General features: G+C 67.2%; 11 protein-coding genes. 5 read left to right on the top strand and 6 right to left on the bottom strand.

Annotated features, from left to right (window positions below; translation table 11 throughout):
* Positions 1–44 precede the first annotated feature (44 nt).
* A complete protein-coding gene (locus G3N97_RS11220; protein ID WP_205993272.1) occupies positions 45–3,218 on the bottom strand; it encodes a type VI secretion system Vgr family protein in 3,174 nt (1,057 codons plus the stop codon).
* 240 nt (positions 3,219–3,458) lie between these two features.
* On the opposite strand from G3N97_RS11220, the gene G3N97_RS11215 reads away from it, so the two are divergent.
* Complete coding sequence (locus tag G3N97_RS11215) at positions 3,459–4,211, top strand: transporter substrate-binding domain-containing protein (RefSeq protein WP_205993271.1); 753 nt, start codon at positions 3,459–3,461, stop codon at positions 4,209–4,211.
* Positions 4,212–4,232: 21 nt separating this feature from the next.
* Here G3N97_RS11215 and G3N97_RS11210 read toward each other — a convergent pair whose 3' ends face one another.
* Positions 4,233–4,961 (bottom strand): FCD domain-containing protein, encoded by a 729-nt coding sequence (locus tag G3N97_RS11210; RefSeq protein ID WP_205993270.1) that lies wholly within the window; start codon positions 4,959–4,961, stop codon positions 4,233–4,235.
* A 234-nt stretch (positions 4,962–5,195) separates the two neighbouring features.
* Here G3N97_RS11210 and uxuA point away from each other — a divergent pair, with 234 nt between their 5' ends.
* A complete protein-coding gene (gene uxuA / locus G3N97_RS11205) occupies positions 5,196–6,236 on the top strand; it encodes a mannonate dehydratase (protein WP_181440975.1) in 1,041 nt (346 codons plus the stop codon).
* Positions 6,237–6,307: 71 nt separating this feature from the next.
* On the top strand, positions 6,308–7,618 hold the full coding sequence (locus G3N97_RS11200; RefSeq protein ID WP_205993269.1) for an MFS transporter: 1,311 nt from the start codon (positions 6,308–6,310) through the stop codon (positions 7,616–7,618).
* A gap of 134 nt (positions 7,619–7,752) precedes the next feature.
* Here G3N97_RS11200 and G3N97_RS11195 read toward each other — a convergent pair whose 3' ends face one another.
* On the bottom strand, positions 7,753–8,055 hold the full coding sequence (locus G3N97_RS11195) for a hypothetical protein (RefSeq protein ID WP_205993268.1): 303 nt from the start codon (positions 8,053–8,055) through the stop codon (positions 7,753–7,755).
* On the opposite strand from G3N97_RS11195, the gene G3N97_RS11190 reads away from it, so the two are divergent.
* Positions 8,054–8,194, top strand: coding sequence for a hypothetical protein (locus G3N97_RS11190; RefSeq protein WP_205993267.1), 141 nt, complete (start codon positions 8,054–8,056; stop codon positions 8,192–8,194). The genes G3N97_RS11195 and G3N97_RS11190 overlap by 2 nt on opposite strands.
* 104 nt (positions 8,195–8,298) lie before the next feature.
* Positions 8,299–10,656: a diguanylate cyclase gene (locus tag G3N97_RS11185; RefSeq protein WP_205993266.1), complete on the top strand. Its 2,358-nt coding sequence runs from the start codon at positions 8,299–8,301 to the stop codon at positions 10,654–10,656.
* Between the two features lie 96 nt (positions 10,657–10,752).
* On the opposite strand, the gene G3N97_RS11180 is transcribed toward G3N97_RS11185, so the two are convergent.
* From G3N97_RS11180 to bcsB, 3 genes are all read right to left on the bottom strand, one after another.
* A complete protein-coding gene (locus tag G3N97_RS11180) occupies positions 10,753–15,495 on the bottom strand; it encodes a cellulose biosynthesis protein BcsC (RefSeq protein ID WP_205993265.1) in 4,743 nt (1,580 codons plus the stop codon).
* A 59-nt stretch (positions 15,496–15,554) separates the two neighbouring features.
* A complete protein-coding gene (gene bcsZ, locus G3N97_RS11175; protein ID WP_205993264.1) occupies positions 15,555–16,760 on the bottom strand; it encodes a cellulose synthase complex periplasmic endoglucanase BcsZ in 1,206 nt (401 codons plus the stop codon).
* Between the two features lies 1 nt (position 16,761).
* On the bottom strand, positions 16,762–18,825 hold a 2,064-nt coding region (bcsB, locus tag G3N97_RS11170), incomplete at its 5' end, for a cellulose biosynthesis cyclic di-GMP-binding regulatory protein BcsB (protein ID WP_205993263.1).

The raw sequence follows: 18,825 nt of genomic DNA, 5'->3' as shown, positions 1-18,825 counted from the left end.
TTGTTTGTGTGCGCAACGCGCTTGCGAAATTTGAATAGCGAGCGTCAGACGACTTTCAGCGCGGCGGCCGCGCTGCGTGCACTCTGCGCGAGTCCGCCGAGCTTTTGCGCGGTGCCCTGCAATGCGCTCGCTTGCGACAACGCGGTTTGCGCGCCCGAGGGCAACGCGCTGGTCAGCGTCTGTTTGGCTGCGCCCAGCGCCTGCGCAGTGAGCGCGCTGCCCGATCCCGAGAGCGCGCTCGACGCCATCGAACTGGCCGAACTGGCGACGCTGCTCACGCTGCCGAGACTGCTTGATCCACTCGCGCTACTCAAGCTAGTCAAGCCACTCAAGCCACTCGTGCTCGCAAGCGTGCTGGTCAGTCCGCCAGCTGCACCACTCGCAGCCGTGCTGGCAGCCGCCGACGCGCCCGGCAGCAACGAACCCAATTGCGATTGCGCGGTGCTCGTCGCGCCTGTGCTCGCCAGATCGTCCGGCGAAGGCCAGGTCGGCACGGTGAACTCGCTCGCGACATCGGACTGCACGCGCGGGTCCTTGCCGAACTTCACTTCGGCGGCGCCGGCGGGCAATCCGCTCACGATCGTGTGGCCGCTCGCGTCGAGCGCGCCCTGGCGCAGCACGCCGCCGTTCGCATCGAGCACGGTGTACTGGCCCGTCTTCACGCCCGCGCCATTTGCATAGGTGTGCAGCAGTTCGAGTTGCCCCGGCTGGTCCGGTCGCGGGCTCGGCAGCGGATACCCCATGCTCGCCGGCCCCGCGAGCACGTGCGAAGCGCCCTTGATATCGACGAGGCCCGGCGCGTGAATTTCGACGTTGCCGCTCGCGATTCGAATGTACGCGCCGCCGCTCGTCAGCAGCATGCCCTGATCGGCGGCAATCTCGATGCGATCGGTCGCGGACACCAGCTTGAGCGTCTTCTGCGCCGTCACCTCGATATTGTCCGACTGCGCCTGAATCTCGAACTTGCCTTTGCCCGCGAACAGTTTCATACCCGCCGTTTGCGCGAAGAGACTCAGCTTTTCGCCGATACTCGCGAGCAACGACTTGCCCGTCGCCACATGCGTGCTTTGCTTGCTGACGAACGTGATCTGCTCTTTGGCCGCAACATGCGCCGAATCCTGCGTCGACAACGCAATCCCCGACGGACTCGCCATCAGCATCACCGGCTCGGTGAACGCATTCGCGCTGCCCGTTCCGCCGCCCGCGGTATTGCCGCCCGACGCGCTGCCGCTCGCGCCTTGTTGCGTCGATTGCGTCGCGCTCGCAAACGTCTTGAGCGCCTGCGTGCCGTCCTGCAGCGATTCGGCCTGATGCTTCTCGCTCGCCTGCGACTGCGCATCGATGGTTTCCTGCGCGCCTTCCAGCTGCGTTTTCGCTTCGCTCACGTCGAGCTGCTGACTCGTTGCGCTCTTCGCGTAGGTGCTCACATAGAGCCCCTGGCCCGCATTCACCGCGCCGAACGCATCCGATTTCAGATCGAAGCCGCTGCCCAGATACGCGCCGCGCGAATTGGCGCTCTGCGCAATCAGATGGCCGAGCTGCAATTGCGAATTCGCGCTCGTGCTGTAAAGCTGCGCGCGATTCTGGCCCGTTGCATCGTCCATCACCATCTGGTTGTAGCCGCTGCCGCCGAATTCCTTCGACTTGTAGCCCGAGAGAATGCCGTTCGAATGCCAGTTCGGATTCGTGTCGCCGTTATAGACGCGCGCCGTCACGATCGGTCGATCGCAATCGCCGTCGAGCCAGCTCACGACCACTTCTTCGCCGATACGCGGCACGTGCACGCTGCCGTAACTGCCGCCCGAATCGGACATCGCCACGCGTATCCAGCACGACGCCGCTTCGTCGCCCGCATTCAGACGATCCCAGTGAAAATGGACCTTGATGCGGTTTTGCGTATCGGTATAGACCTCTTCGTTTTCCGGGCCGACCACCAGCGCCGTCTGCATGTTCATCTTCGGCTTGCGATGCTCGAGCGGGCTGCGATACGGCACGGCCTTGCGCTGCGCCTCGATCTGCACGAGCAGAAAACCTGCGCTGCCGTCCGTGGCTTTCACCGCGAGCGCGTCGCTGCCGCTCGCATTCGCGGCCTTGATCGCCGCCAGCTCGCCTTGCAGGCTGTGCGGGAACGATTGCGTCTGCGTGGCCGAAACGGGCAGATTGTTGTCGATGAACCAGCGCGCCTCGATCACGGCAAATTGCCGGTCCTGCTGGCTGTCCGTGTCGTGCGCCGGATGGCCGTCGAGTTCGAACCAGCGCCCCGCGTCGAGATTACGCACGGCGCCCGCGCCTTCGAATCGCTTCGAGCGCGATTCCCACTCTTCCATGCGCGTTTCGCTGAGCGAGTCGCCGCGCGACTGATCGCCGTACGTGTACGCGCCCGTGTACTCGTACACCTCGGCCTGCTGCGGAAGATCGCCCTGATTCGCGTGCGTGGGCACCGAGGTGCCCTTCGGATTCGCGACCGTGCCCGGCGATTTGTAGTCGAACGTGCGCGTCGTGAGCGTCACGCTTTGCAAAGTGCGCGTGCCGCTCCATTGCACTAGCGCATTGGTTTCGCTATTCACGCCAGATCGGTAAAAATTAACCGATTGCGGATTTAAAGCGGGCAATGCGTCGATATTGTCGGTAATTACGACCGTGTGCGATTTCCCATCGGCGGCCTGTTCGAAATAACTGAAGAGGCCTTCGGATTCCATAATCCGCTGGCAGAAATTCCAGTCGCTCTCGTATTGCACGCAAAACGAACGCGTGGGCAAGGCATTCTGAATGGCGAAACGGAAAGCGCCGCGCGCCTGAGGATGCGCATTGAATACGTCGGTGAGGATGGCGTCGGCGGTTTTATCCTGCCAGATGCGGGCGTCCGAGCGATAGCGCAGGAAGTGCTGCCAGGAGGCGAATTCGAGCTGATAGCTGGTCAAACCGCCGTCCGCGCCCAGCCGGCGGGCCGTATGGACGTAGCCGTGATGCGGCAGATAGGTCTGATCGGCTTGTTGCAGCCACAACGTCACGGGCTGCGCGATCAGCTGCTTCAACTCGACGTTTTCGTTCGTGGAAACGACATCGAGCGTAAAGCCGAAATCGCGGCCCATACGCGCGTGACCCACCGCGCGTTGCGGTAGAAGCACATTATCGCCGAGTGGGGTATCGAGCTTGATTAGCCGATCGGTTTGCGCCACGCCCCCGGTAATGGCTGCAATGAGATCCTGCGCCCCCATTCCTGTCCTTTTCTGGTCGCCATTTAAACGCCCAGCATTATCTTACAAAATTTTTCCGGAAATACATTCAGCCCTTTATTATTTTCGCTTTTAACGTCATTGATGCGCATTGAATAGAGGCCGAGTGCCGATCCACGTACCTGGTTGTGTCATAAACCACGCCTGGCTTTCACGACAAAACCCGCCGCCCCGAAGTATGGCCTGCGTAGAATGTCCGCTCTCCCTTCCCGCGAGTGCGCCATGAAAGTCACGATCGCGTATATCGAAGAACCGCCATTCGGTTGGACCGATGTCGCCAGCGGCCACGCCACGGGCGCCGACATCGAACTCGCCGAACGCGTGCTCACGGCGATCGGTGTCACGCAGATCGCGTATCGGGCGACCACTTTCAGCGCGTTGTTGCCCGGCGTTCAGGCGGGCGACTGGGACATGAACGTGCCGCTCTTCGTCACGCCGCAACGTGCGCAAACGGTGGCGTTCAGCACGCCGGTCTGGGCGATCGGCGACGGGTTTTTGCTGCGCGCGGGCAATCCGAAATCGCTCGTGGATTACGCAGCCGTCGCGCGACGCGACGATGCGCGGCTCGGCATCATCGCGGGACAGGTGCAGCACGATTCGGCGCTTGCGGCTGGCGTGCACGATCAGCAGATCACCTTATTCGATCAACAGTCCGAAGCAATTTCTGCGCTGCGAGAAGGACATATCGACGCTTATGCGAGCACCGCGCTCGGCAATCGCATCCTTGCGTCGCGTATTGGCGATGCGAACCTCGAAGCGGTGGATCATGCGAATGCAGGCGCCAACTCAAGCGCAAGCGCTGGCACGAACACAAAATGCGCGCCGCTCGGCGCATTCTCGTTCAACCGGAATAACACGCCGTTGCTCGCCGCGGTGAACGCGCAGTTACGCGCGTATCTCGGCAGCGACGATCATCGCGCGCGCATGGCGGCGTATGGCTTGTCGAGCCAGGAAATCGACCCGGTGCTGGCCTGAGCGTTCCTGCCCGATATCGCCTTAACGCCACGCCTGCGTAAACTCGCCAATCACCCGCGTCAGATGCGCCTGCATCGCCGCGCGCGCGCCCGCGGCATCGCGCGTCATGATCGCCGTGAAGATGCGCTGATGCTCCTCCTGCGACGCCGCGCGCAAGGCGGTGGTGTGAAAGTGCTCTTCGATCTTGCGCCATAGCGGATCGGCGCGCGAACTGTCCCACATCGCCGCCACCATGTGCCGAAGCACGGCATTGCCGGACGCCTCGGCGATCGCCAGATGGAAGTCGCGATCCGCCGCTTCGTTCGCGGCCTTGTCGTCCATGTTCTCGCGCATCGCGCGCAACGCGGCGAACAGCCGGTCGAGATCGGCGTCCTTGCGCTCGGTGGCGGCCAGCGCCGCGATCTCCGCTTCGATCAGCGCCCGCGCGCGCAGCGTCTCGATCGGTCCGGGTCCGCGCGGCAATTCGAACGCCGCCGGCAGCGGCGCGACCTGCTCCGCCACGTAGATGCCCGAACCCACGCGCACTTCCACCGCGCCGCGCACTTCCAGCGCGATGATCGCCTCGCGCACCTGCGTGCGACTCACGCCGAAGCGTTCCGCCAGCGTGCGCTCGGACGGCAGGCGCGCGCCGGGGCCGAAATCGCCCGCAGCAATGAGTTCGTAGATCTGTTTCGCCAGGCCGACATAGGACCGGTCGGCCGCTTCGGCGTCTGCCACGCGAAGCGCGGGCGTGAGGGAGACGTCGGTCATCCAGTGTTCTCGAAAAACGGCTGGCCGCCCGTCGCGGCCACGCTGGCCGAAATGGTACACCACTTTACACGACCATCGGCTCGCGCTCCGGAATCGGCGGTGCTGCGCAGCGGCGGCTGGCGCGCCGCAGTGGTAAACCACTATCCCGCCTCATTGGTTGACCAATTATATTTCTGGTGAACCAAGGCGGGCGGACCACGCGTTCGCCGTCGCCGCATCCCGCAGGAGTCCGCTTTGAAAATGTCGTTCCGTTGGTATGGCGAGTCCGATCCGGTCCCGCTTCAGTACATCCGCCAGATTCCGGGCGTGACGCAGATCGTGTCGGCCATTTACGACGAGCCGGTCGGCGAGGTCTGGCCGCCGCACAAGATCGCCGCGCTCAAGGCGACGATCGAAGCTGCGGGCCTGCGTTTCGAGGTGGTCGAGTCGGTGCCCGTGCACGAAGACATCAAGCTCGGCAAACCCGGCCGCGACCGCCTGATCGCCAATTATCAGCAGACCATCCGCCATCTGGCCGCGGCCGGCGTGCAGGTGATCTGCTACAACTTCATGCCGGTGTTCGACTGGACCCGCACCGAACTGGCGAAGACGCTCGAAGACGGTTCGACCTGTCTCGCGTTCAGCACGGCGGAAGTCGAGCGCATCGATCCGAGCCAGGGCATTTCGCTACCGGGCTGGGATGCGAGTTATCGCCCGGAGCAATTGCAGGCGCTGCTCGCGGACTATCGCGAGATCGACGAAGCGCGGCTGTGGGAGCACCTCGAATACTTTCTCAAGGCGATCGTGCCGGTGGCCGCCGAATGCGGCATCAAGATGGCGATCCATCCCGACGATCCGCCGCGCCCGATCTTCGGTCTGCCGCGCATCGTGAAGAATCGCGACGACCTCGCGCGCATCGTGAAGATCGTCGATCACCCGGCCAACGGCCTGACGCTCTGCTCGGGTTCGCTCGGCGCGGGCCCGCAGAACAACGTCGAAGCGCTGGTGCGCGAGTTCGGCGCGATGGGCCGCATTCACTTCGCGCACATCCGCAACGTGAAGATCACGCCCGAGGGCGATTTCGAGGAGTCCGCGCATCTGTCGAGCTGCGGCTCGCTCGACATCGCGGCCATCGTGAAGGCCTATCACGACACCGGCTTCACGGGCTACGTGCGCCCCGACCACGGCCGCATGATCTGGGGCGAAACCGGCAAGCCCGGCTACGGACTCTACGATCGCGCGCTCGGCGCCGTGTATCTGAACGGCCTCTGGGAAGCGATGGACAAGGCGTCCTGACGTCACGAACAACAACGCCGCGCCCACGCAGGCGCGGCCGCCAGCCACGACCAACGAAGCGGAGACCTTCGATGCCAAGAATCCGATGGGCGATGATCCTCATGTGTTTCCTCGCCAACGTCATCAACTTCGTCGATCGCGCCAATCTCGCGATCGCGGCGCCCAGCATCCGCGCGGACCTCGGGCTCGACGCCGTCGGCATGGGCCTCGTGCTGAGCGCGTTTTTCTGGACCTACGCGTTGCTGCAATTGCCCGCGGGCTGGTTCATCGACAAGGTGGGCGTGCGGCTCGCGCTCGCCTTCGCGGTGGGCTGGTGGTCGGTGTTCACGGTGGCGACGGGCGCGGCACGCGGACTCGCGCAGCTCGTCGGCATGCGCCTGATGCTGGGCGTGGGCGAAGCCGCCGCGATACCGTCGTTTGCGAAGGTCGCGTTCAACTGGTTTCCGCGTCGCGAACGCGGGCTCGCGAGCAGCATCTTCGATAGCGGCTCGCGCGTGGGCTCGGCGCTGTCGCTGCCGTTCGTCGCGTGGCTGATCTCCGTCGTGGGCTGGCGCGGTTCGTTCGCGGTCACGGGCGCGCTCGGCGTGATCTGGGCGCTCGCGTGGTGGTTCATCTATCGCGACCCGGAGCGCTTTCGCGGCATCGCGCCCGCGCAGGTCGCCGCCTTGCTGGCCGAACGCGGCGTCCCCAACGCAGCCGATGCATCGGACGCGCCGCGCGTACGCTGGGTCGATCTGTTCCGCTACCGCACGGTGTGGGGCATGATGATCGGCCTGTTCTGCCTGAACTTCGCGATCTACTTCTTCATCACCTGGTTTCCGAGCTATCTGCTGCAGTCGCGCGGTTTCTCGCTCGCGTCGCTGGGGACGCTCGGCATGCTGCCCGCGCTGCTCGCGATTCCCGGCGGCTGGCTCGGCGGCTGGGTCTCCGACACGCTGTTCAAACGCGGCTGGAGCGCCACGGCCGCGCGCAAGACCTGTCTGGTGGGCGGCATGATCGCGTCGTCGGCGATTGCGTTTTCGGCGCTCGTGCAGGACGTGTGGCTCTGTCTCGCGCTGTTCGCGCTGTCGTATGCGGCGCTGTCGTTCGCAGGCGCGAATGTCTGGACGCTCGTCGGCGAAGTCGCACCCACGCCCGCACATGTCGCCTCGCTCGGCGGCATCCAGAACTTCGCGGGCAATCTCGCGGGCATCTTCATCACCACGTTCACCGGCGTGATGCTGACGATCACCAAGGGCTCGTTCGTGGTGCCGCTCGTCGCGGCGGGCGTGTTGTGCCTCGTCGGCGCGCTGTCGTATCTCTTTCTGGTGGGCAAGGTCGAGCCGCTGCCGCCGCTCGCGCCGACGCGCAACCGTCACGCAGTGAGCCACGTGGCGCATTGAAGCGCATCGCAGTCGTACGCGCCGATCAACCTCGTTGCGCTCGCCTCTTTTCCACGCGAGCGCAAGCCCTCGTTCTATTTGTCTAAAGAATTCCCGCGCGATGCCGATATTCCATGCGGTTCGCCGTGCAAGCGCTACTCAAAAAGCGCGCACGGCGTGGATTCCGCATGACGGTGGTGTGCATTGAACAAAACAAAAAAACGGGTAGTGGGGATCTTGCTGTCGCTGGGGATATCGACGGGGACGTCGGCGGCATTCGCCATCAATACGCAAAACGATACGCAGAGCGCGCCTTGCGCGCCCGCTGCGGCATCGGCCATTGCCACGCAAACTGACGTGGCGGACAAGTTGGCGCCTGCCGCGCCGATCACCACGCGAGCGCCGATCGCGCCAACGTACGGCCACTTCGCCTCGCTATCCGACGACGACGTCCGCATGACGCTCGCCGCAACGGACACGCGCCACGCCGCGCGGCTGCCCGACTATGGCATGCTCTGGACCGATACGATCGACGACGCCGACGGCCGCACCGTCGCCGTGATCCACGCCATCACGATCGAACGCGCACCGCAATGATGTCGGCGGGCCACGCCGCCCGCGAGATTTCCCTCACGTTCCATTAACGGGCGCCCGCTATACTGGGCGCCACATTCGTCTGACAAGTCGCCGGAGCGCGCGCCATGTGGTCATCCGTATTTCCCTTGCCGGTTGCACCCATCGAACGGAAGCGCTTCCATCTGCGCTCGCTTCAGCTTCAGCGACCGCTTTCGTTCGTGACGATGGCGCTGTCGATCGGCGCTTACGTGCTGTTCGCGGTCGCGCGGCTGCTGCTCGTCGATGGGCGCTATCCGTTCTGGATCACCGTGCTCGCAACCATCGGTCTCGTGCTGCTCGTGCTCGCGATTCCGCGCACGCGCACGACCGCCGAGTTCGGTTTCATCGGCGTGGCCTATGTGGTCATCATGCAGTGCGCGGCCAATACGCTCGTGCGCGGCACCGGCGCGCCGCTCGCGTGGATGCTGCCCGCCGTGGTGGCGATCACGCTGTGCGCCGCGCCGCTGTGGCTCACGCCGCGCCATTTCGTGGTCGGCAACGTGCTCTATTACGTCGCGACGCTGCCGTTCGTGCTCACGCTCTCGCCCGAGCAGCTCGCGATCTTCGGCGTCTGGGTGACGATCTCGCTGAGCACCGCCGTGGTGTTTCATTTCGGCTTCTATCACTTCCGCTTCCGCCACTTCCGGCTCGAAGAAGAACTGACGACGCTCGCGGCCACCGACCCGCTCACGGGCGTGCAGAACCGCCGCGCGTTTCTCGACGCGGCGGCGCAGACCATCGAGCAACGCACGGCCGACAGCCCGCCCATCGCCCTCCTCTTCGTCGACATCGACCAGTTCAAGTCGATCAACGATCAGTTCGGCCACGGCGCGGGCGACAAGGCGCTCATGAACGTCGCGCAGACAATCGTCGCGCTCGCGCCCGCCGGCACGCTGATCGCGCGCATCGGCGGCGAGGAGTTCGTCGCGCTGATGCCCGAACAGGCCGACTGCCCGATTGAGCGCTTCGCAGAATCGCTGCGTGCCGAGATCGCCCGCCTGCCGCGCCCGGAAGGCTTCGTGACCGCGAGCATCGGCGTGGCGCGGCTCGCGCATGGCGACACCGTCGCCTCGCTGCTCGAACGCGCCGACGAAGCGCTGTTCCGCGCCAAGCAGGCCGGCCGCAATCAGGTTGCGTTCGAGCGCGGCGTGCTGCGCGTGCCGGTGCGCAATACCGCGAGCGACGCGCCCGCGCCGCTGCGCGCGCGCGACCTCGCGAGCCATGCGATGCCGCGTCTGCGCTGGCGCAACGTCACGCTGGTCTCGCATTTTCAACCGCTCTGGAGCCTGCCGCGCGAGCAGTTGATCGGCGTGGAAGCGCTGCTGCGCGGCGAGGACGACGACCATCAACTGGTCGCGCCCGTCGTGCTGTTCGGCGGCCTCACGCCCGACGAGCTGATGGCGCTCGACGTGCTCGCGCACGAATGCCATCTGCGCAGCGTCGGCGCGCAATTGCCCGAGGGCGCGCGCCTGTTCCTGAACGTGCTGCCCTCCACCTTCGTGCGGCCCGGCTACGAACTGGAACTCGCGAGCCTCGTGCACGACGCGGGCCTCGACACCGGCGACATCGTGCTCGAACTGCTCGAAACCGACGACGCCGATCCGAACGAACTCTCGCTCGCCGCGAACCGCTATCGCGATTGCGGTTTCCTGATCGCCGTCGACGACTTCGGCGCGCGCTATTCGAACCTCGACCGCCTGCTGCGCATCCAGCCCGATCTCGTGAAGCTCGACGGCGAACTGATCCGCGCGCGCAACCGGCGCTCGGGCCGTCCGCTGCTGCGCGACCTCGTCACGCTGCTGCATCAGGCGGACATCGTCGTCGTGGTCGAAGGCGTGGAAACCACCGAAGAGCTGGTGCTCGCCGTGGAAGCCAAGGTGGATATCGCGCAGGGCTATCTGCTCGGACGGCCGAGCGCGTCGCTCGCGCCAGGCGGCGCCGCGCCCACGCGCATCGATCATGCGTTCGACGTGGTCGCGCTCGCGCGCTCGACGCGCATGGGCCAGTTCGATTCGACGATCCGCCCGTATCTCGACGCGCTCACCGACGCGGGCAAGCAGGTCGAATCGGGCGTGCCCTATCCGGTTTCGCTGGCCGCGCTGCTCGCGCGTCCGCTGTGTCTGCGTGTGTTCGCGCTCGGTCCGACCGGACGCGCGACGCTGTTCGAAGCGCGCGGTGCCGCCGACGCGCCGCCCGTCAATCATCTCTATGTCGACAAGCGCGCGAGCGCCGTCGTGAACGGCCGCTGGGACCATCGCGCGTTCTTCTGGAAGGCCGTGCGCCAGCGCGGCAGCGCCGTCTACTCGGGGCCGATGCTGTCGCCGATCACGAGCAACCTGTGCATCATCGTGTCGATCGCGCTGCGCGTCGACGACATGCAGGTGCTGCTCGCCGTCGAACTCGACTGGGCCACGCCGGGTTTGCCGTGGCCCGAGGCGGCTTGAAGCGGCTCCAGGCGTCTCGAACGCGCGCTGAAATAAAAACGGCCCGATGCGCATCACGCATCGGGCCGTTTTTTTCGGCCTGGCGAATCGTCCGCGTCAGTCGGACGTCGTGAGGAACGGCGACGAGAACGCGCGCGGCGGGAACGGCTGCGAGCCCGACTGCGGCGAGAAGCTGTAGCGCAGATACACGGCGGCCAGCCACTCGCGATACTGATACGCGTTGCCGAGCGAAGCCATCGCGCCGACCGCGAGCTGCGGCCCGAGCTGATACTCGCCGCTCGCGTAGACCGAGTACGCGAAGCCGGTCTTGCTCTGCCCCGGATAGGTCGCGTTCGGGTCGAGCGTGGCCGTGGCGGAGCTCACGCTGTTCATGTTGCTGCTGGCCGCGCCTTGCAGATTGGCGTCGAGCGGGAAGTACGGCACCGCATCCTCGCGATAATGCTGCACGCCGATCGAGCCCTTCAGATCGAACGAGAACGGCCCGTTGCGGCCCGCGTATTCCACCGGCAGGTTCAGGATCACGTACTGCTGCGGGCTGAAGTAGCCGCCCTGACCGTAGGTGTAGTACGACTGGTTCTTGTCGAACATCATCCACGTGGTGTTCACGCCCACAGTGAAGGTCTGGTCGGTGTCCTTGTAGACGCGCGTGTAGAAACCACCGCCCGCCTTGCCGCCGACGTTGTCCTCCACATGGTGGCCGTTGTAGAACATGGCTTCGCCGTTCACGTAGAGGCCGTTCGTGCCGTCGTCCCACGACAGCGCGGCGCGGCCGCCCGATTTCATCACGCCGCCCCATTCGAGGTTCGCGCCCGCGTCGCGTGCGCCAGCGTAAGACAGCAGACTGTCGGTGACCGCGCGGCGCGTGATCGCGAGCGAATACGAGACCTTGTCGGTGATGCCGCCGTCGTATTCCGCGCCCGCCGTCACGTTCTGATAGCGGAAACCGACCGGCGTCGCGCCGATGTCGGCCTTCACCGACTTCGTCTCATAGCCGACCGAAAGGCCCACGCCGCTCGCCGTCTGCGAGCCGAAGCCGGTGCTGCCGGTCTTGCTCCCGCTGAGACCCGAGCCGAAGCGCGCGAGCGTCGGCAGGTCGGTGGCCGCCGTGCCGGCGTCGAGCGTCACGGGCGTCGCCGTCACGACGATATGGCCGTTGCCGGCCTTGATGCGGCCTTCGATCGGCGCTTCGATATCGGTGAGATTCGAGAGGCCGTCCTCGCCCGTGCGGTTGCGGAAGATCACGCCGCCCGAGATCGTGCTCGACTGCTCGCGGTTGATCTGCGCGAGTTCGTCGGCGACACCGAGCGTCTGCGAATTCGCGACCTGTTGCGGCGTGGGCGTGGCGTTCGCCGCGGCGGCGGCAGGCGGCGCATACGGCTGCGAGTAGCCCGCGGGCGGCTGCGGAATGTAGGCCGGCGCGGCGTATTGCTGCTGCGCGTACGGCGGTTGCGGCATGTAGCCGCCTTGCTGCGGGTAGCCTTGCTGCGGATAACCGCCCTGCGCGTACGGCTGCGGCGCGTAACCCTGTTGCGGATACGGCTGCTGCGGATACCCGCCCTGCGCGTAACCCTGCTGCGGATATTGCGGATAGCCGCCCTGCGGGTAGCCGCCCTGCGGATACGGCTGCGCGTAGCCCTGCTGCTGGGCGTAAGCGGCGCGGTTATTCGCCTGCTTGTTCTTCGACGAGCGCTTCGACGTACGCGACGACGGCGCGGCGGGCTGCGCATAACCGCCTTGCGCGGCCTGAGCGGCGGGCGACATCGGCCAGGGCGTCGCGGCATACGGTTGCTGCGGATAACCCTGCGGATACGCCTGTTGCTGCGGATAGCCGCCCTGCGGATAAGGCTGCTGCGGATAAGGCTGCTGCGGATACGCCTGCTGCTGCTGCGGATAGCCACCCGGCGCGTACTGCGCATACGGCTGCAACGGCTGCGCCGTCGCGGGGCCGCCCGACGCGCTGGAGCCGTACGTATCCGGCCCATAGCCGTCCGTCGATGCGGCGGGCGCCTGGTAGCCCGAGGTGGAGCCGGCGGGCGGCGCCACATTAGGTGCAACATACGGCGCGGGCTGCGCCGGGGGCAGGGAAATAGGCACGGTCGGTACAGGAGACGAAAGTTTGGACCACGACGGCGAACTCGGCGCGGGCGTCGCAAAAGCGCTCGTTCCGCTCGTCGCGGCGGCCGTGTTCGCGTCGCTGGCGGAATCGACCGCCGTCTTGCCCTCGAAGGGATTGGTGCCCGGCAGCGGATTCGCGCCCAGCGGACGGCTAAGCGCTTCCCAGCCGCGCGGCACGTTGGCGGCGCGTCCGGTCGCGGCCGGTCGCGTGCCGACAGGCGTCGTGCTCGCGACGAGCGACTGCTTGAGATACTGCGCGGCGAGCGTGAGCTTGCCCTGCGCGCGATACATGCGGCCCACGGCGGCCAGCGTTTCGGGATCGTCGGGCGCGCTGCGCAGGGCCGTATCGGCGAGTTGCTCGGCGTAGCGCCACGACTTCGTGCCTGCGGCCGCGTAGAGCGCCGCCAGTTGCAGACCGTGATCGTCGGGACGGCGCGCCAGCGCGATGCGATAGCACTTGAGCGCGTTGGCCGGATCGCCCGCCGACGAATAGAGCCGCGCGAGCGACGCCTGCAGGTCGGGGTTGTCGGGCATCGCCGCGAGCCAAGGCGCGATCACCGAATACGCGCCGGCAAGATCGCCGCTCGTGCGCACGGCGTCGGCGCGGCGCACCACGATCGCGAGATTGAGGTTGTCAAAATCGGTGCGCTGGTCGGGCGTGAGCTGCATCGTCTGCAGGCGCTGCATGACCTGGCCGAGCATCGCGTCCTGATGGCTCGCGAGCAGAATGCCCGCGTACTGCAGTTGCAGGCCCGCATCGCCGGGCGCCGCCGACATCGCGCCTTGCACGAGCCACAGCGCGCGATCCGGCGCGCCCGCGGCGACGTAGCCGCCCGCCAGTTCGCCGATCAGCGCCGGATTCGCCTGCGCGACCGGCTCCGCGCCGCTCAGGAGCGCGAGCGCCTGCTGACGCTGACCGCGCTTCGCCATCTGCGTCGCGAGATCGACTTGCTGACCGAGCCACAGCCGATGCTGCAACTCGGCCATCGCCGTCGTGCGCTTGTCGGCGGGAATGCGGTCGAGCATCTGCAGGCCGTTGCCGTAGTCGCGCGTCTGCTCGGCGAGCAGCGCGCTCGCGTAGAGCGCGTCGACCATGTCGGGATGCGCGGCGATCAAGCCGTCCATCATGCTGCGCGCGGTGCCCACCGCGCCCTGGCGCACGTAGATGCGCGCGAGGTCGAGACGCAGCCACGGATCGTCAGGATTGCTGACGAGCGCGCTTTCGAACAGGCTGCGCGCGCGGCCCAGATCGCCCTGCGCTTCGGCGGCGCGCGCCTGGGCCGCTTCGGCCGTGCCGCGCAGACGGTCGAGACCGCCCGCCTTGCCCTGCTGCTCGGTCGTGAGCTGGTTCGCGAACTGCAGCGCTTCGTCGCCGCGTCCTTGCGCCGCGAGCGCGCCGACGAGGCCGCGAATCGCGTCGGGATTGTCGGCCTGACGACGCAGCGCCATGCGATACGACTGCTCCGCGCCCTGCGGATCGTGATTGGCCAGCAGCAGCTCGCCGAGCATCACCTGGGCCGTCACATCCGAAGGATTGAGCGCGATCGCGCGCTCGAACAGCGACTTCGCCTTCGCGACTTCGCCGTTGCTCTGCGCGCCCAGCGCCTCGCTCGTGTAGGTCCAGTACGACGCGCTCGCGAGCGCCTCGCGCCAGCGCGCCGGATTGCCCGCGCGCGACGCGCGTTCGAGGTAATTGCGCGCCTCGGGAAAGTGTTCCTGCTTCAGTTCGACCACGCCCATGCCGCCGAGCGCGTCGGCGTCGTTGGGCGAGTTCGCGAGAATCGCCGAGAAACGCGCGCGCGCCGTGACCAGATCGTTGCGGTCGAGCGCGGCGAAACCGTCGGCGACCGCGCGGCCGCGCGCATCGTTCGCCTGATCCTGAGCGGCGCGCTCGCGCGTGGCCTGATCCTGCACGACCATGCTTTCGTAGCGCGCCTTCACGGCGGGATCGTCGGGCGAGAGCTTCAGATAGGCGTCGAAACTCGCCTGATCCGAGGGTCGCGCCGCCAGCCACAACAGCGCCTGACGCCAGCTCTGACGCGCCTGCGGCCCGACCTTGCTGTCGTTGGCGAGCACCTGCAGACGCGCGATGCCGTCGCGGCGCGTGGTGTCGCGATACGTGAGGTGCTGCGCGTAGGCGAGCGCGTAGCGCGGATCGTCGGGATTGTCGCGCGCGAGCTGGTCGAGGCCCTTGCGCGCCTCGTCCCAGCCGTTGGGCGTGGCCGCGAGCGCCTGGTAGTACTCGAGCCGCAGCTGCGGTGTGGCGGGCACGCCGTTGAGCGCCTTCTGATACTGCTCGACCGCCGACGCGCTCTTGCCCATCTGCGCGAGACGCCGCGCGTCGTTCACGGTCTGGTCGCGCGGGCTCGATTGCCCGAGGCGGCGGCCCAGATCGTCGATACCGGGATAGTTCGGCGCGACCTGGCGCAGTTGTTCGAGATAGGACTCGGCGCGGCCGCCGTCCTTGCGGTCGGCCATCACCATGCCCATGCCGAGCAGCGCGTCGGGCTGCTTCGCGTCGAGGCGCAGCACCTTCTCCCACGCCTGCTCGGCGAGGTCGCCGCGGCCATGCGCCTGCCAGTATTTGCCCTGATCGATGAGCGCCTTGAGCGCGTCGTCGGCGGCGTGCGCGAGCGGCGCGTGCGAGAACGCAACCACGCCCGCCAGTGCGAGCGTGAGCGCCAAAGCGCCGAACGGCTTGCGCGGCGTGTGCTTCTTCTGCATCGGTTCTGTCGTTTTACTTGTATTCAGCAACGCGCCGCGTGAGCGGATCGAGCGCGGGGTCATCGGCATGCGCCCTCCCACGCGGGCACGAGCCGCCCGTTCGCGTCGAAGCGATAGCGGCCTTCCACCGCGCCCGCGCCGAACAGGCCGAGCACGCGGTCGTAGTACACCGGTTCGCGGCCCGGCGTCGCGCCGTCGAGCGCGGCGAGGCGCGAGCGGGCGAGCGCGAGGCTCTTGGTGTCGCCGAGCGCCGCGAAATACGGCGCGAGCGCGCCCCAGTAGCTGAGCGGCCCTTCGCCGCTGCCGGTGCCCGTTGCGGCCGCCACCTTCTCGGGCGGCACGCCGGTTTGCGCGACGCGATCGGCCATGCCGCGCACGGCGTTCAGCCAGGGCTTCGCGAGCGGGTCAGCGGCATTCGCGAGACCGGCCCAGAGATAGACGCGGATGGCGTCGTAGCTGCCCACGTCGCCCGTTTTCGGATCGACGACGAACTGCCCCGCGTGCCACGCCGCCCAGTCGGGCGCGAAGCCGCGCGGCGCGGTACCGGAAACGAGCTTGTAGCCGTTTTGCGCGAGCGCGCTCCACGGGCCGCCCTTGAGCGCGCTCGCGAGACCGCGCAGCACGGGTAGCGGCGAATAGCTCGGATTCAGGCGCGTGACGTCGCCGTTGACGAAACCTTGCGGCCCCGGCAGCAGCATCGGGCCGAGGCCCGCGAAATCGCTCACTTCGCGTTTGGCGATCTGCGCCGCGAGCGCGGTGCCGAGCGCCGTGTATTCGGGCGCGCGCCACAGACGTCCCGCTTCGAGCAGGTCGTAGGCGATCCACACGTCGGAATCGGAAGCCGGATTCGGATCGATCACGCCCCAGCTGCCGTCGGGTTTATGGCCCCACTGCCACGCGGGCAGACGCACGTTGTCGGCGTCGAACTGGCCGCCCGCGAGATTGGCGCGCAGCCAGCCGAGCATGCGGTCGAAGCTCGCGCGGTCGTTGGCGACGAGCGCGAAGAACATGCCGTAGGACTGGCCTTCCGAGGTGGTCTGCTGGACCGGCGTGGTGGCGTCGAGCACGCGTCCGTCGGCTTGCACCGTGCGCGTCAAGAAGGCGCGATACGCGGGCCAGTCGCCGCACGCCGAGGCCTGCCCCGACTGCGCGCGGGCCGCGCCCGCCGCCGTGGCGCACAGCAGCGCGACGGCCAGCGCCGACGCCGCCAGCGGCGAACGCGCGCGGCGCGCGGTGCCTCGTGGGCTCGCTTGGGTCGGCATCATGTCAGTCCTTGAGGCGGCGCGCGGCGATGCCGCGCAGCACGCGATAGAACAGCGCCGCGATCACGATCGCCGCGAGCACGCCCGCGAGCAGCAGCAACAGCGGATGCGACGACAGCACCCAGCGCGCGTATTCGAGCGGCGAGAGCTTGCCGACGTAGTAGGTGTCGCCGTTCGACGTCACCGTGACCGAGCGGCCGTGCACGACGGCCATCGCGCCCTGAAGCTGCGGCAGCACGTCGGCGTCGAGCAGCGCCGAGGTCATGTCGGCTTCCGACTCGCCCGGCGAGCTGATCAGCGCAACCACGCTGCGGCCCGACTTGAGCGGCGACTCGAAGCCCGCGATCAGCGCGCTGCTGCCGTTGCTCACGAGCGAGAGGTCGGCGCGCGCGGGCGCGCGTTCCGCGCCGTGCGAGCCGTGCCACCAGTCCTCGACCTTGAAGCCGATGTCGGAGAGCGTGAAGGTGCTGGTGTCGCCATCGCTCGAAAACGGCATCGACTTCGCCCAGCGTTGCAGCAGCGGCTGACGGCCGGGGCCGCCGAGCAGCAGCAGGTCTTTATCGGCGAGACGATCGATGTCGCCGGGACCGGCCACCGTCACGCCCGTGACCGGATAACCCGTCGACTCGCCCATGCGGCCCATCGCCAGCAGGAACAGGCTGTAGTCGCCCGAGGTGGGATCGTCGGGCAGGATCGCGGCCGTCTGCGAGAGGTCGGCCATGCGCGTGAACGGGAAGCCGCTGTTCGCGAACGCGGCCAGATCGGGCAGCGCCATGTAGTGCGGGAACGACGACAGGTCGATGGTCGAATCGGGATCGATCGCGCCTTCCACGTTCGGCATCAGGCGACCCGAGCATTCGCCCGTGTTCGGGATGTCGTAGAAGTAATGCATGCGCAGTTGCGAGCGCGGCGTGAGCAGCAGCGGCGGCACGTAGACGATACGGCGCGTCACGCCCGTGGTGTACGCCTGCGCGCCGAAGCGGCCGAGGAAACGGCCGAGGCTGAAGCGCGACGGATCGACGGCCGGAATTTCCAGCGCCTGCACGAAGCTGTTGTTGACGCTGATGTTCAGCGACGAGCGGTCCGGACGCGGACGCACCGTGTAGCGATAGCGCAGGTCGAGCGGCGCGCCCTTCGTGTTCCACATGAACATGTCGGGCGGCACGTGCAGATTGATCGCGATCGCACCGGCGTCGTAGCCCGTCACCGACAGCGCGCGCTCGTCGGCCAGTTCGCCGAAGCGCACCGGACGATTCGACGGCAGCCAGTTCGGCGCGTCGTACGGCGTGCGCGGCTTGAGCGTCACCAGCTGGCCGATCGTCACGCTGGTGCCGGAGAGCGTGTTCTGGCCGAGCGCGAGCGCGCTGGCCGCCGTCTTCAGTTCCTCGCCGTTGCGGCCGAGCACGAGCAGCAGCTCGCCGCGCGCGGGCGCGGCGCGCTCGGCCACCGCGATCGTCGGGCCGCTGATGGCGGGCAGCGTCACGCCGTCGAGATGCGAGTCGGCGAGCGCGAACACCACCGCGTTGCCCGAGAGCGGCGCGTTGCCCACTTGCGCCGGGAAGACCGCGCCGCGATAACCCGCCAGCGAGCCGAACCACGAAGCCAGCGTGCCCGCGGCTTCGAGCGTGGCCGCGTCGGGCTTCGCCGCGAACACCATCGGCAATTCGAGCCGGCGCACGTCGCGGCGGTCGAAGAACGGCTGCGGCAGCGCGCCCAGATCGGGCTTCGTCGGCAGCGAGGCGTAGGTCAGATCGAGCGAACTCGCGTTGCTGACCGTGGCCCAGAGCGCGGAATTCGCGGGATCTTCGCAGCTGCGCGTGTAATGGCCGATCAACTGCACGTTCAGGTGATTGAACTCGGTGATGAAGCGCGGATCGAGCGGCACGTCGCGCGCGACCGTGGTGCCGCCCTGCGATTGCGGCACCGGCAGCGTAGCGGCCACTTCGCCATTGATCAGCACCTTGAGCTGCGAAAGCTCGGGCAGCAGCGCGGGCGAATAGCTGTAGATCAGATGCAGCGTGGCGCCGGTCACGACTTCGTCGTTACGCACCGAGAACGGCACGCCGTA

The sequence above is a fragment of the Paraburkholderia sp. Ac-20347 genome (genome assembly GCF_017104805.1).
Classification (GTDB): Bacteria; Pseudomonadota; Gammaproteobacteria; order Burkholderiales; family Burkholderiaceae; genus Paraburkholderia; species Paraburkholderia tropica.
Note: the sequence above shows the minus strand (reverse complement) of the source record. Positions and strands in the feature narration are given on the sequence as shown.

What these genes read in the sequence shown, in the direction of transcription:
- G3N97_RS11220 (WP_205993272.1), bottom strand. Translation starts at nt 3,218, where the DNA reads ATGGGGGCGCAGGATCTCATTGCAGCCATTACCGGGGGCGTGGCGCAA.
- G3N97_RS11215 (WP_205993271.1), top strand. Translation starts at nt 3,459, where the DNA reads ATGAAAGTCACGATCGCGTATATCGAAGAACCGCCATTCGGTTGGACC.
- G3N97_RS11210 (WP_205993270.1), bottom strand. Translation starts at nt 4,961, where the DNA reads ATGACCGACGTCTCCCTCACGCCCGCGCTTCGCGTGGCAGACGCCGAA.
- G3N97_RS11200 (WP_205993269.1), top strand. Translation starts at nt 6,308, where the DNA reads ATGCCAAGAATCCGATGGGCGATGATCCTCATGTGTTTCCTCGCCAAC.
- G3N97_RS11190 (WP_205993267.1), top strand. Translation starts at nt 8,054, where the DNA reads ATGACGCTCGCCGCAACGGACACGCGCCACGCCGCGCGGCTGCCCGAC.
- G3N97_RS11195 (WP_205993268.1), bottom strand. Translation starts at nt 8,055, where the DNA reads ATGCGGACGTCGTCGTCGGATAGCGAGGCGAAGTGGCCGTACGTTGGC.
- G3N97_RS11185 (WP_205993266.1), top strand. Translation starts at nt 8,299, where the DNA reads ATGTGGTCATCCGTATTTCCCTTGCCGGTTGCACCCATCGAACGGAAG.
- G3N97_RS11180 (WP_205993265.1), bottom strand. Translation starts at nt 15,495, where the DNA reads ATGCAGAAGAAGCACACGCCGCGCAAGCCGTTCGGCGCTTTGGCGCTC.
- bcsZ (WP_205993264.1), bottom strand. Translation starts at nt 16,760, where the DNA reads ATGATGCCGACCCAAGCGAGCCCACGAGGCACCGCGCGCCGCGCGCGT.